Annotated in this window: 11 protein-coding genes, 1 tRNA gene and 1 other RNA gene; 4 read left to right on the top strand and 9 right to left on the bottom strand. The window is 69.1% G+C overall.

The genetic code is table 11. The features are described from left to right. Positions 1 to 4: 4 nt before the first annotated feature. From PV646_RS44010 to PV646_RS43980, 7 genes are all read right to left on the bottom strand, one after another. A complete protein-coding gene (locus tag PV646_RS44010; protein ID WP_500349053.1) occupies positions 5 to 529 on the bottom strand; it encodes a hypothetical protein in 525 nt (174 codons plus the stop codon). Beyond that, entirely contained in the window at positions 526 to 1,452 is a 927-nt protein-coding gene (locus PV646_RS44005; protein WP_500349051.1) for a hypothetical protein, read from the bottom strand. Before PV646_RS44005 ends, PV646_RS44010 begins: the two co-directional genes overlap by 4 nt. Before the next feature lies 1 nt (position 1,453). After that, on the bottom strand, positions 1,454 to 3,544 hold the full coding sequence (locus PV646_RS44000) for a hypothetical protein (protein ID WP_500349049.1): 2,091 nt from the start codon (positions 3,542 to 3,544) through the stop codon (positions 1,454 to 1,456). Continuing rightward, on the bottom strand, positions 3,537 to 4,541 hold the full coding sequence (locus PV646_RS43995) for a toll/interleukin-1 receptor domain-containing protein (RefSeq protein ID WP_500349048.1): 1,005 nt from the start codon (positions 4,539 to 4,541) through the stop codon (positions 3,537 to 3,539). The genes PV646_RS44000 and PV646_RS43995 overlap by 8 nt, the downstream gene beginning before the upstream one ends. Before the next feature lie 128 nt (positions 4,542 to 4,669). Then, positions 4,670 to 5,506: a phosphotransferase family protein gene (locus PV646_RS43990; RefSeq protein ID WP_500349047.1), complete on the bottom strand. Its 837-nt coding sequence runs from the start codon at positions 5,504 to 5,506 to the stop codon at positions 4,670 to 4,672. A 102-nt stretch (positions 5,507 to 5,608) separates the two neighbouring features. Continuing rightward, entirely contained in the window at positions 5,609 to 6,556 is a 948-nt protein-coding gene (locus PV646_RS43985; RefSeq protein ID WP_500349244.1) for an aminoglycoside phosphotransferase family protein, read from the bottom strand. Positions 6,557 to 6,631: 75 nt separating this feature from the next. Continuing rightward, positions 6,632 to 6,714 (bottom strand) — tRNA-Leu (locus PV646_RS43980). A gap of 59 nt (positions 6,715 to 6,773) precedes the next feature. Between PV646_RS43980 and PV646_RS43975 the strand changes: the two genes are divergently transcribed. Next, a complete protein-coding gene (locus tag PV646_RS43975) occupies positions 6,774 to 7,847 on the top strand; it encodes a bifunctional RNase H/acid phosphatase (protein ID WP_500349046.1) in 1,074 nt (357 codons plus the stop codon). A gap of 2 nt (positions 7,848 to 7,849) precedes the next feature. On the opposite strand, the gene PV646_RS43970 is transcribed toward PV646_RS43975, so the two are convergent. Further along, the gene (locus PV646_RS43970; RefSeq protein ID WP_500349045.1) at positions 7,850 to 8,122 is read right to left on the bottom strand and encodes a hypothetical protein; all 273 of its coding nucleotides are present in this window, start codon (positions 8,120 to 8,122) and stop codon (positions 7,850 to 7,852) included. Between the two features lie 48 nt (positions 8,123 to 8,170). After that, positions 8,171 to 8,692, bottom strand: a complete 522-nt coding sequence (locus PV646_RS43965) for an NAD(P)H-dependent oxidoreductase (protein ID WP_500349043.1) — start codon at positions 8,690 to 8,692, stop codon at positions 8,171 to 8,173. Between the two features lie 174 nt (positions 8,693 to 8,866). On the opposite strand from PV646_RS43965, the gene rnpB reads away from it, so the two are divergent. The 3 genes from rnpB to PV646_RS43950 all read left to right on the top strand — a co-directional run bounded on the left by rnpB (position 8,867) and on the right by PV646_RS43950 (position 12,143). Further along, an RNA gene (gene rnpB / locus PV646_RS43960) (RNase P RNA component class A) lies at positions 8,867 to 9,259 on the top strand. A gap of 17 nt (positions 9,260 to 9,276) precedes the next feature. Then, entirely contained in the window at positions 9,277 to 10,401 is a 1,125-nt protein-coding gene (locus tag PV646_RS43955) for a threonine synthase (RefSeq protein WP_500349041.1), read from the top strand. A 155-nt stretch (positions 10,402 to 10,556) separates the two neighbouring features. Next, the gene (locus PV646_RS43950) at positions 10,557 to 12,143 is read left to right on the top strand and encodes a DUF6345 domain-containing protein (protein WP_500349039.1); all 1,587 of its coding nucleotides are present in this window, start codon (positions 10,557 to 10,559) and stop codon (positions 12,141 to 12,143) included. Positions 12,144 to 12,181 lie beyond the last annotated feature (38 nt).

Below are 12,181 nucleotides of genomic sequence, written 5' to 3'. Positions count from 1 at the left end.
ACGATCAGGGTTGCGAGGTGGGGAACGAGGTGGTCCATTGCGTCACGGGGGAGACGCACTCAGGGCCAGGCCCGCACTCCTCGCTGTTCCACACCAGGAATCCCGCCACGAGCAGCCCGGCGAGCAGCAACCCGTGCACGCGCTGAGTGATCGCGAGTGCCGGCAACGCCTTGCGCGCCAGTTCTTGCAGACCGTCGGTCGCCGCCATGACCACGGAACCGTAGGCGTACACGACCTCCGGTGGCACGCGGTCGAACCCGCGGCGCACCAGCTGCGCCATCACGAGATCCGGTAGCAGCAGGACGACGCGCAGCCCGTCGATGAGCCACACGACGGGTGCGACGAGCAGCGAACCCACCCAAGGCAGAACGCGCCTGGCGAGGAACCTGAGCAGGAGGTACCCGAGCACGGCGAGCAGCACGAACTCCAGGAAACCTCGCAGCCACAAGGGGAACTCGAGTTGCGCTATCGCCGTGTCGAGCAACTCGACCAGGCCACCGACCACCGGCAGCCCAGCGAACGGCGTCATTCGTCGTCCTCCTCGTCGTGTGGTTCCGGGGCCGCGAGCAGGGGTTTCGGGCCCTGCACGCCGCTGACGATCGCGGCGCCGGCGTTGTTCATGATCGAGGCGACGTCCCTGCGGTTCACGAGGTTCGCGTTGAGCAGCTTGTCGAGCATGTCCCGGGCGGCGTCGAACTGGAGCTGCTTCTGCTGCATCATCAGGTTGATCACGGCCGTGGCGTCCTCGCCGTGGCCGGCCAGCATCAGCGCCAGCACGTTCTGGTCGTCCTCGCGCAGCGCGTTGGCGTAGACGCTCATGCGTTTCGTCTTCATCCGCAGTTCGTGCTCTTCCTCGTCCTGCGCCAGAACCCGCCGTTCGCGGGCGATCTCCCGTTCACGTTCCGCCGCCTCCATCGCACGGAGGTGCTCGGTGCGGCTCGCGATGTGCACGCGTGCGTCCTCGTCGAGCTTCAGCACGACCTTGCAGCGTTGCACCTGAACCGCGTCGTCCACGGACATGACCCGATCGCCGTAGTCGAGGTTGATCTGGCGCTCGGCGTCGACGGCGTTCTCCACGTCGAACCCGCGTGCGAGTTCGCGCAACCTCTCCTCGACGTGGTGCTGGACAGCGGGTACCGGGTCGGCCAGCTTGACGCGGACGGCGGCGACCGGGTCGACGATCCGCCACGTCACGCGCACCTCCGCGGTGAACGAGAACGCCTGTTCCTTGGAGGGCAACAGGAGCGTGAACGTGTCCTGGTGCGGCGCGATGTCGACGCTGTAGAGCTCCTTCGGCGTGTTCAGCCAGATCTCACCCATCGTGAGCCTGCCGGCGCCGAGCACGTACTGGCCGCGTTTCGTGACGTAGACGATCGAAGTGTGGCCGGAGCTGACGGGGTTGAGCTTGCGCAGGCTCGCTCGGTCGATCTGCTGCTGCTGCACGACGTTCACGTCATGCCCCTCTCTGCTTGAAATACCGCAGTACCGCACGTGCGGCGTCAGCCGGCCCGTCGTGTTCGTCGCGCCAGTACTCGACGTAGTAGCGGACGCTGTCCAGCTCGCCGGCCTTCTCGCCGATGTCGAAGAGCAGCCTCGCCAAGGGTTCTCGCATGGACACGTCCTTCTGGGCGACCCTCGTCCAGGCGCGCAGCGCGAGGTAACCGCGCCTGTTGAACTCGGCCGCGATCAGCATCCGGGCGTAGAGCAGCACGATCTGCTCGCGCCGCTCCTCGTCGGTCTCCGCCTCCCAGACCAGTGCCGGCCACTTCTCCGAACCACCGTCGACCGACACGACGAGATACGCGGACGCGATCAGCACCGCCAGCAACGCCGTCTCGCGGCGCTTGGGGTGCTCCTCGTCCCGCGACCACCGCACAAGAGCACCGAGCACGGTCCCGCGGTCGTCCACGCGCGCCAGCAGGTCGGTGACGCTCTCCCCGACGGCATAGGCGATGCCCCAGTCCGCGAACCTCGCGAGCTGCCGCAGCAGGCGCAGGCACGCCGTGGTGCTCATGGCCGACGTGCTGCCCAGCGCCTGGGCCGCGGTCGTCCGCAGTTCGAGGTCGCGGCTGCGGCTCCACTTCTTCAGGACCTCGCACACCACGCGCGACATCGCCGGATGCTGCCCGGGAATGGTGAGTGCGGCGACGGCGGCCCAGCGTGCGTTCTCGTCGCCGATGGCCGCCCACGGTTCGATGAGAGTCTCGTAGATGCTGGGAAAGTCCTGCAGACTCAGCAGTCCGGCCGCCATGCCCGCACGGATGCGCACCTGCTCACCGGGAATGCCGCCGAGCCCGAACAGCCAGTCGCGCACCACCTCGTGCGCCTGGTCGTACTGCCCGCAGATGAGCTGCAGCACCCGGTAGGGATACCTGTCGTCGCGGAATCGAGCCTTGCGGACGGGCACCGCACCGAAGATCGTCTCAGCGGTGTCGTCGACGAGTTCCGCGTTCGCTTCGGTGATGCGGCTCTGCAGAGGCAGGGAGAACAGCTGCCGGGCCCGATCCGTGCGCCGCGGTATCTCGACCGCCTTGATGCGGTCGGCGAGCATGGTGGCGGCCTGGGACACGATCTGCACGGGTTCGTCGTTGAACACCGCCAGCGCGATCACGAACGCGCGCTGCTCTATGTCCGCCTGCCGGTCGAACCACTCGATGAAGTTCGCCTCACCGGCGCGGGAGAACCGTTCCTTCACCGCGTTCAGGTTGGTCCGTCCGTCCGCGACGTCCTTGAGCAGTTCGGCCAGCTGAGCGAGTTCACGACGGGGGATGTCGCCGGTGAGCTCGGCGACGATCTCCTTGACCTCGGGCTGCTCCAGCAGCGCGTCCTCGCTGAGATGCCGCCGCAGCAGCAGTTCCGGCGGCACGTGACCGAGGTCGTTGACGACCAGGTCCCCGATGTCGTGCAGTCGCAACGGCGTCGACTCGTCGACGATGACGATCAGCCGGGCGCCCTTCTCGTCCATCAGCCGGCCGAGGCGTTCGATCTGGAACGCCTGCAGTTCGCGGGCCTGGTCGGCCTCCAGCGACTCGAGCAGGTAGCCGTGGTTCTCTTCGAGGTCTTTGTCCTGCAGCGTCTTCAACGTCGCGTCGGGGTCGAGCTTGCGCACCCCGGCCGCGCAGAGCTGGTCCAGCAGCCGCAGGGCCGTGGTGGTGCGACCGGTGCCGCTGCGCATCCGGAACAGCACGACCTGCGTGCTCATCAGCTTCTGCTTGACCACGGAGTAGTGCGGGGGCTCCACGTAGGACTCGCGGATCCGGTCGAGCACGTGACGCGGGACGGGACCGCTGCGCACGACGACACCCAGGTGGTGGTTCGCCCGCTGACCCCGGTCACCCAGCTGCCCGACCGAGGTGGGCCCGAAGAACAGGTTGGCCGTGCCGCCCACCAGGGCCTGCAGAGCGATGTCGACCTCGGAGCTGCGCTTGCGCCACCTGTGCGCGTTGTCGGGGTCGCCGGCCTTCTCCTGGGCGTCCTGGCCGGGATCGGCCTCCTTCGGTTGTTCTTCCGCCTTCTCCTCCGCGGCCTCGCTCTCCTCAGCCATGGCGGTCCCCGAGGTGCTCGACCCTCGTCGGCGCGTAGAAGTTGTTGGTGGTCGTCTTCTGCGGACCCGGAGCAGGAGCCGGAGTGCTCTGGGGGCTCGGCGGTTTCAGGTAGCCACGCACGCGCACCCACCCCGTACCGGCGCCGATCGGGACGCCGACGTAGCCGCCGCGAGCGGCCTTGTGCCGGACGGCCTCGTCGAACAACCGCTGCGAGACCACGACCGCGCAGTCCGCGTTCGTGGCGAGGGCCAGCACCTCGTGCACGGACGGCTCTTCGGTCAGGCTGACGGCGTGCTGGACGTCGACGCTGCTCCAGTCCCCCTCGGCCACGGCGCCCTTGTGCACGGCGATCAGCAGGCTGGCCCCGGTGCGTTCGCCGAAGGCGTGCTCGATCGCGGGCACCAGCCGGTCGAGCACGTGAGAAGAGGAAGCCTCGATCATGCACAGCACCCTGGCGCCGTCGTGCAGGCGAGTCCCGGCCTCGACACCCGAGTCGGCCTGGGCGATGTCCAGGACCCGGCTGAGGTCGACGTCCCGTTCCGCGGCCAGCACCAGCACCGTGACGGGACGGACGGGTTCGCGCGCGTCCATGCCGAGCTTGAGCAGCAACTGCTCCACGACCTCGCCCGGTGACAGGCGTCGTCCGTCGAGGTGGCCGGTGGACTCGCGCAGGCCCGGGATCTCGGTGTCGTCGAGGCGCACCGGCAGCACGTAGTCGTCCCGCTCTCGCAACAGCCTGTCCAACGCGCTGGCGCGCTCGTGGTGCGTCCACGTCTTGCGCACGTAGTCCGCGGAGGCGAACAGCACGCAGTACCTCGATCGTTTGCGGTAGATGTCGTCCAGGTAGGTCGCGAGGTCCTTCCCCCAGAGCGTCGCCACCTCGAAGTCGTCGTAGAAGACCTTGACGCCGTTGTCGCGCAACAACCGCGCGACCTCGTCGACATAAGGCCGCTGCTCTCCGGCGAACGAGAGACAGACGTCGTACGACTCGGCCATCAGCGCCACACTCCTGATCCGATCGAACCATTGAGAGCGCCCAGAAAACGCGAACCGGGAGGCGGCTGTGCCAGTTGTCCACACACTGTCCATGAACTGGCCACAAACGACCGGGGCGCCGAGGGTTCTCAGGCGTGACCGGCGTTGATCTCCAGCCAGGGAACGATCGCGGAGACGAAGCCGTCGGGGTTCGTCATCGGGCGGCCGTTCATCGTGGCGACCAGGTGCCCGACACCGAAAAGGGCGTCCCAGGTCCGGGCGCGGTGGTACGTCGACGCGGACACGGCCCGTCGGACGTTGTCCCAGCCGTGCCAGGCCATCTGGGCCGCGTCGACGGCGGGGTCGCCGGGCATGGCCATGTCCCAGTCGAGGACGCCGAGCAGCTTCCCGTCCGAGGACCAGTGCACGTTGGCACCGCTGAGATCACCGTGCACCAACGCATCCGGCACGGGTTCCAGCGCGAGCGCGGCATCCAACCGCCGCTGCCCCTCGGCCCGCCAGCGAGCGGGCAGCCGGGGAATGATCTCCCCGGCGACGATCGCCGACCACGACGGCCCCTGCGCCCGGTCGTCCAGAACCTCCAGCAACGGATCGTCCAGCGGCACCGACCGCACGGCCTCCAGCACCTCGGCGACCTGCGCCGGATCACCGGCCCCTTCGGGCAACGCGACCCCGTCGATCCACGACACGGCGACAGCGGCCTGCTCGCCGAACATCGTCACCGGCGTGAGCGGCTCCGGCACCCGGAACGGCAGCCCCGCCCCGGAGAGCCGCCGCAACACCTCGATCCGGCGGGGCATCGACGCGGCGCCCAACGGCCTCTTGCTGACGCGGACGGCGGCGACGCCGGGGATCAGCAGCACGTGGTGGACGTTGCCGTCGGGTGCGACGAACGCGTCGTCCAGGCGCACGCCGGGGAGCAGGGCGGACGCGATCTCCCGCAGGTCCGGGGCGGCGTTGGTCATGATCGGAACCTACCCACACCCCGAGAACGGAAGAGGGACGCTCACCGGGAGCGGCCGGCACCCTTGCCGCGCGCTTCCTCGGCGACTGGGCACCGGGCTCGCTCAGGCCGGGGTCGAACTGTGGGGTCCTTCGTCTGCCAGGGCTTGGGTGATCTGGCGGGTGGTCTGCTCGGCGACGCGGGGGTTGACCGCAGCGTGGTGGACGTAGGCGTTCAGGCCGGTGGCCAGCGCCCAGCCACGGCCGCGCGTCCAGGTGGCGTCGTCCACCCCGAGCGCGGCGCGGAACGTGGCTCGAGTCCCGGCCGACAGGAGCGTGAAGGCGATGATCAGGTCGAGCGCCGGATCACCCACCCCGAACTCGCCGAAGTCGATGACGGCACTGAGCCGTCCCCCGGTCGTCAGCAGGTTGCCGGTGTGGAAGTCGCCGTGGCGCCACACCGGATCCTGTCGCGGGGCAGCGAGAGCCGCGTCCCACAGCTCGGTCATCCGCGCGCGGTCGAACGGGACCTCCGCGATGGCCGACCGCGTCGCCGCGTCCCGTGCGGACAGCGGCGCGGCGATGCCGGCAGGTTCGGCGTCGAACCGGTGCAGCGCCTGGAGGAACTCGGCCAGCGCCTCAGCGGCCTCGTGCGAACCGGACAGCGCCTCGACGGTCGCCACCTCGCCGTTCAGCCAGCGCGACACCGCCCACGGCCACGGATAACCGAAGTCCGGTTCCCCCACCTCCACCGGCACGGGCACGGCGAGCGGCAGGTGCGGGGCGAGCCGGGGCAGCCACTCGGCCTCCTTGCGCGCCTGGTCGATCGCGCCGTCGTGACGGGGCAACCGGACGGACAGCTCGTCGCCCAGCCGGTAGATGACGTGATCCGAACCGGCCGGGTCGTGCGGCCGCAGCGGCAACCCGGCCCATCGCGGGAACTGCGTGTCGACCAACCGCCGCGCCAGCGCGTGGGGGAGCCTGGCATCGTCCCGCAGGTTCCACCAACGGGTTATCGGAGTGCTCGAGACAGGTGTCGACCCTGCCGAGCCGGAGGAGTTGCACGACGGCATGGACCCGCAGGTCCGGTACAAGCAAAAACCCCCACGAAGCTGATGTCTCCATCAACCCCGTGAGGGTTCGATCAGTGTCCGAGGGGGGACTTGAACCCCCACGCCCTTACGGGCACTAGCACCTCAAGCTAGCGCGTCTGCCATTCCGCCACCCAGACTGATGTGAACAGAATACAGGGCGTCCGGAGGCCCTCGAACGCGGGGTTACGATCGGCCCGTGAAGGTGATCGTCGAGGCTGATGGCGGCTCCCGGGGCAACCCCGGTCCGGCCGGGTACGGCGCGGTCGTGCGCGACAAGCTCAGCGGCGAGACGCTGGCCGAGCGCAAGGGGTTCATCGGCGTCGCGACCAACAACGTGGCCGAGTACCAGGGGCTGATCGCGGGGCTCAGGGCGGCCAGGGAACTGGGTGCCGAGACCGTCGACGTGCGGATGGACTCCAAGCTCGTCGTCGAGCAGATGTCCGGGCGCTGGAAGATCAAGCATCCTTCGATGCAGCCGCTCGCGAGGGAGGCGCAGGAGGTCGCACGCGACCTCGGGAGGGTCACGTACGAGTGGATCCCGCGCGAGCGCAACAAGCAGGCCGACCGGCTCGCGAACGAGGCCATGGACGACGAGGCCACACCCCGGACCGAGAAGGCCGAGGGGGCCAAGCAGCCGCACTGGAGTGGCGCGATGGGGGAGCCCACGCGGATCATCCTGCTGCGGCACGGGCAGACGAAGCTGTCGGTCGACCGGCGCTACTCGGGGCGGGGTGATCACCCGCTCACGGACCTCGGGCTGGAGCAGGCCGAGAGGGCCGCGGCACGACTGTCCAAGATGGACGGCATCGCGGGCGTCATCTCGTCGCCACTTCAACGAGCCCAGCAGACCGCGCGGAAGCTCGCGGACAAGCTCGACCTCGAGGTCGTCACGCACCAGGGGCTCATCGAGACCGACTTCGGCACGTGGGAAGGGCTGACGTTCGCCGAGGCGAGCGAGCAGGACCCCGAGGTGCACCGGCGGTGGCTGGGCGACACGAGCGTGAAGCCGCCGAACGGCGAGAGCTTCGACGAGGTGCACGCGCGGGTCCGCAAGGCGCGCACGGACATCATCGCCAAGTACGGCGGCAAGACGTTGGTGCTGGTCAGCCACGTCACGCCGATCAAGACGATGCTTCGGCAGGCACTGGACGTCGGGCCGCAGTTCCTGTTCCGGATGCACCTCGACCTCACGGGCATCTCGATCGCCGAGTTCTACCCCGACGGGCACGCGTCGGTGAAGCTCGTCAACGACACCTCGCACCTCGGCTGAGGTCAGCGCGGGGAGTCGCGGCGGCGGACCAGCAGCAGGATCGCCGCCGCCAGGACGACGCCGCCGATCACCAGGGTTTCGACGCCGGGGCCGGCCGTCATGTCCGCGCCGCGGGCGTTGCGCATCTCCTCCTCGGTCCAGCCGGCGCCGGGTGAGCCGGACGGCACGGTGGTCGAGGTCACCTGGGTCGAGGTCGGCTTGCCGGCCAGCAGGAACGCGCCTGCCGCCAGAGCCAGGACGGCCACGGCCAACGTGATGCGGAGCGGTGTCGCCATCCGGTCCTCCCCAGGGTGCACACCCAGTGTTCCAGGGAGGCGCCGGTGTCAGCTGACCTTGCGCAGTCGCGGGGTCAGCGCCCTGGTGAACCGGTCCGCGGCTGCCTCGAGTGCCAAAGCCGTGGCGGGCGTGCCCACGTTCTGGTCCAGCACGAACTCGCCGCGCACCACCTGGTCCGCGCCCTTGGCCGCGAGCAACGGGTGCAGCGCGTAGTCCATCGCCACGAGGAAACCCTGGCTGCCACCCGTCGCCAGCGGTAGTACCGCCCGCCCCCGCAAGGCCTTCTTCGGCAGCAGGTCGAGCAACGCCTTCACCAGTCCGCTGTAGGCGGCGCGGTAGACGGGCGAAGCGACCACCACGCCGTCCGCCCCCAGCACACCGCTCACGGCCTCGGAGATCTCCGGATCCCGGAGGTCCTCGGTGAGCAGCGACAACGTCGGCAGCGCCCGCACGTCGAGCAACGACACGCGGTGCCCTGCGGCTCGCAGCTGTTCCTCCACGAACGACACGACGAGACCGGTCGGCGCGGAGTGGGACGGCGCGCCGGAGATGATCAGCAGATCGGACATGACGGGGCACTCCCTGGGGTGGCGGACGGGACCAGCGCACTCAGAGGAGGCAACACAGGCTTGCTGCCACGCGGCCGTAGTCGACGTGGCGACGTCGTGTCATGGCTGAAGTGAACCAACGTCCGGACCGGTGGACAACCGGTTCCAGACGCTGGGATATCCTCGGATCGCGGATGAGTCGGCAGGGCGGCCGCGGCACGCGAGTGTCGAGGAAAGTCCGGACTCCACAGGGCAGGGTGGTTGTTAACGGCAACCAGGGGCGACCCTCGGGACAGTGCCACAGAGAACAGACCGCCGCGGCGTCAGTCGCGGTAAGGGTGAAACGGTGGTGTAAGAGACCACCAGCGCCCCAGGTGACTGGGGCGGCTAGGTAAACCCCACCCGGAGCAAGGCCAAGAGGGTGCCGGATCGCAAGAGAAGGTGCCTGCGCGAGCGTTCGAGGGCTGCCCGCCCGATGCTCGCGGGTAGGCCGCTAGAGCCTGTCGGCAACGGCAGGCCCAGATGGATGGCCGCCGACTGGGACCTCGGTCCCACGAACAGGATCCGGCTTACATGCCGGCTCATCCGCCTGTATGCATGAAGCCATGCTCTCCCATCTGGAATGCGCCCGTTGCGGCCGCGAACACGACGCCAACGCCGTCCAGAACCTCTGCCACGAGTGCGCGTCGCCGCTGCTGGCCCGCTACGACCTGACGAAGGTCGGCAGGCCGACGAGCGAGAACTCGCTGTGGCGCTACCGCGACGTCCTCCCGGTCCGCGACCCCGACCCGGCCTTCAGCCTCGGCGAGGGCATGACGCCGCTGGTGCCGTTGCCCGCGCTGAGCCGGGCGCTGGACGCGAAGATCCTCATGAAGGACGAGTCGCTCATCCCCACGGGCTCGTTCAAGGCCAGGGGAGCGGCCGTCGGCGTGGCGCGGGCCAGAGAACTCGGCATCGAGGGCATCAAGATGCCGACCAACGGCAACGCGGGTGCCGCCTGGGCCCTGTACGCGGCGCGTGCCGGCATCCGCAGCGTCATCGCGATGCCCGAGGACGCCCCGCTGATCACCCGTGAGGAGGTCGAGGCGAGCGGCGCCGAACTGCGGATCGTGCCGGGCACCATCGCCGACGCCGGCAAGGCCATCGCGGACGTCGACCTGTTCGACGCCTCCACACTCAGGGAGCCCTACCGCATCGAGGGCAAGAAGACGATGGGATACGAGATCGTCGAGCAACTCGGCTGGCGGGTCCCCGACGTGATCGTCTACCCGACCGGCGGCGGGGTCGGCCTGATCGGGATCCACAAGGCGCTCCAAGAGATGCGCGAACTCGGCTGGATCGACGGCAGGCTCCCGCGACTGGTCGCCGTCCAGTCCACCGGGTGCGCGCCGATCGTCCGGGCGTTCGAGGAGGGCGACGACGAATCGCGGTTCTGGGACGGCGCGTACACCGACGCGTTCGGCATCAACGTGCCGAAGCCATTGGGGGACTTCATCATCCTGCGAGCCATCAGGGAAACCGATGGCACGGCGGTGGCGGTGACCGACGAGCAGATCGCGGCCGACCGCGCCGAGACCGCCCGTCTCGAAGGCGTGTTCCTGTGCCCGGAGGGCGCCGCGACGATCAGCGCGGTCCGGGCGTTGCGCGAGAACGGCTGGCTCGCGGCGAACGACGAAGTGGTCGTGCTGAACACCGGGGCGGGCATCAAGTACCCAGCTGTCCGCCTCTAGATCCCTCACTGCCCCAAGGGTGTTACAGAATTTCGGCCGTTCGAGTGGTGCGCCGGGCAAGAGTGGCCACTGTCGGTATCACGGCGAATAGCCCCTGATCCTCCTGTCAGACGGTCGGCCCCTGCAGCCGGCCGTCCCCAAGGGAGGGAAGAGACATGCAACGCAAGCTGACGGTGGTGCTGGCCCTGTCCAGCCTCGTCACCGCTGGAGCCGTCGGGGTCGCGACCGCCGACGTCGCGGAGTTACCCGTCTACGGGGTGAAGAGCTCCGGTCTCGACCAGGAGCAGGCGCAGAAGCTGCAACGGGCGTTCGGCCTCAAGGACGTCCAGAGATCCGAGTCCGGCGCGGTGTCCTTCGCCGACGAGCAGCGGTACCAGTACCTGCCGACCGTCGACAAAGGACAGGGCAAGCCGGACGAGGACGGCAACGCCACCACGCAGACCGCGCTCGACACCGAGGCGATCAAGCGCATCAAGACCGTCCCGACCGAAGAAGCGGCGAAACGCGCGCAGGAAGGCCTGAGGGCCGCCGGAGTGCTGCCGGGCAACGCCTCGCCCACCGCGCAGTACACGACGTTCGAACTCGCGGACCCCAACGGCCGCAACGCACTCACGGCCAACCTCGACACGAGCGTGTCGTACACGTTCCAGCTCGACGGCATCCCGCTGGAGGGCGAGGGCGCGAACATCCGCGTCTCGTTCGACGCACAGGGCGTGACGGCGGTCAGCCACGCCGCCCGCACCTACGACAAGGCCGGCACGGTCAAGGTCAACGACCTCGCCTACGGCACCAAGCTGTGCCAGAAGTACCTGGGCGCCGGCGTCAAGGCGGAGGCGAGCTACGTCTACGCGGCCCCGTCGCTGGACGAGAAGGTCGACAAGATCGAACCGTCGTTCCGCTGCGCCGGCCGCAACGACGACGGTGGCGCACCCCAGGCCATCACCCTGCCCGCCGCGGTCGGCGCCGAACTGCCGCAGCCGGGACCGGGCCAGGAACCGCGCCCCGACGCGCAGTTCAAGACGCAGGCCGCCGGCACGCAGGTCGGCAGCGAGGGCACCGGCGTCTGCTCGGGCCTGCCCAACACCGTGGCGAACATCGGCACGTTCAACACCGAGGCGAGCAACCACGGCATCTCGCGCTCGTTCAGCTGGCTCGACCAGAACGCGTGGGAGAGCGACTTCAAGGACCCGGCCTTCGCGGGAGGCCAGGACACCCAGTGGGCCGACGACGTCGACCTCACCTACTGGCAGGGGCACGGCAGCGGCACCGGCTTCTACTTCAGCGGCTGCTCCAACCACAACGACACCAAGCTCGCCAACACCGATGCGCGCTGGGGCAACAACGACGTCGAGTGGATGAGCCTCTTCACCTGCCTGATCCTCGAGGACAACACGGGCGGCCAGACCTGGGCGCAGCGCTGGGGCCAGGCGTTCCGCGGCCTGCACCAGATCAACAGCTTCACGACCGTCAGCTACAACTCGTCCAACCACGGCGGCAAGTTCGGGCACTACATGTGGCGCTCGCCGTTCCTGTGGTGGAACAACCCGATGAAGGTCCGCGACGCGTGGGCGCAGGCCAGCATCGACACCCAGCCGGCGTCCGTGCGCTGGGCGACGATGGGCGTCTACCTGCCGGCGACCGGTGGGCTGGGCAACTACAACGACTACTTCTGGGGCAAGGGCTCCGTCGGCCCTGACTACGCCTCGACCGGGTGGTTCTGGCGGATCACCGGCTCCTCCTGACACCCGGCACGACCAGGCCCGGTGACCCTCGTGGTCAC

It is taken from the genome of Streptomyces sp. ID05-26A (genome assembly GCF_033794685.1).
Taxonomy (GTDB): domain Bacteria; phylum Actinomycetota; class Actinomycetes; order Mycobacteriales; family Pseudonocardiaceae; genus Lentzea.
Note: the sequence above shows the minus strand (reverse complement) of the source record. Positions and strands in the feature narration are given on the sequence as shown.

What these genes read in the sequence shown, in the direction of transcription:
- PV646_RS44010 (WP_500349053.1), bottom strand. Translation starts at nt 529, where the DNA reads ATGACGCCGTTCGCTGGGCTGCCGGTGGTCGGTGGCCTGGTCGAGTTG.
- PV646_RS44000 (WP_500349049.1), bottom strand. Translation starts at nt 3,544, where the DNA reads ATGGCTGAGGAGAGCGAGGCCGCGGAGGAGAAGGCGGAAGAACAACCG.
- PV646_RS43995 (WP_500349048.1), bottom strand. Translation starts at nt 4,541, where the DNA reads ATGGCCGAGTCGTACGACGTCTGTCTCTCGTTCGCCGGAGAGCAGCGG.
- PV646_RS43990 (WP_500349047.1), bottom strand. Translation starts at nt 5,506, where the DNA reads ATGACCAACGCCGCCCCGGACCTGCGGGAGATCGCGTCCGCCCTGCTC.
- PV646_RS43985 (WP_500349244.1), bottom strand. Translation starts at nt 6,556, where the DNA reads ATGCCGTCGTGCAACTCCTCCGGCTCGGCAGGGTCGACACCTGTCTCG.
- PV646_RS43970 (WP_500349045.1), bottom strand. Translation starts at nt 8,122, where the DNA reads ATGGCGACACCGCTCCGCATCACGTTGGCCGTGGCCGTCCTGGCTCTG.
- PV646_RS43965 (WP_500349043.1), bottom strand. Translation starts at nt 8,692, where the DNA reads ATGTCCGATCTGCTGATCATCTCCGGCGCGCCGTCCCACTCCGCGCCG.
- PV646_RS43955 (WP_500349041.1), top strand. Translation starts at nt 9,277, where the DNA reads ATGCTCTCCCATCTGGAATGCGCCCGTTGCGGCCGCGAACACGACGCC.
- PV646_RS43950 (WP_500349039.1), top strand. Translation starts at nt 10,557, where the DNA reads ATGCAACGCAAGCTGACGGTGGTGCTGGCCCTGTCCAGCCTCGTCACC.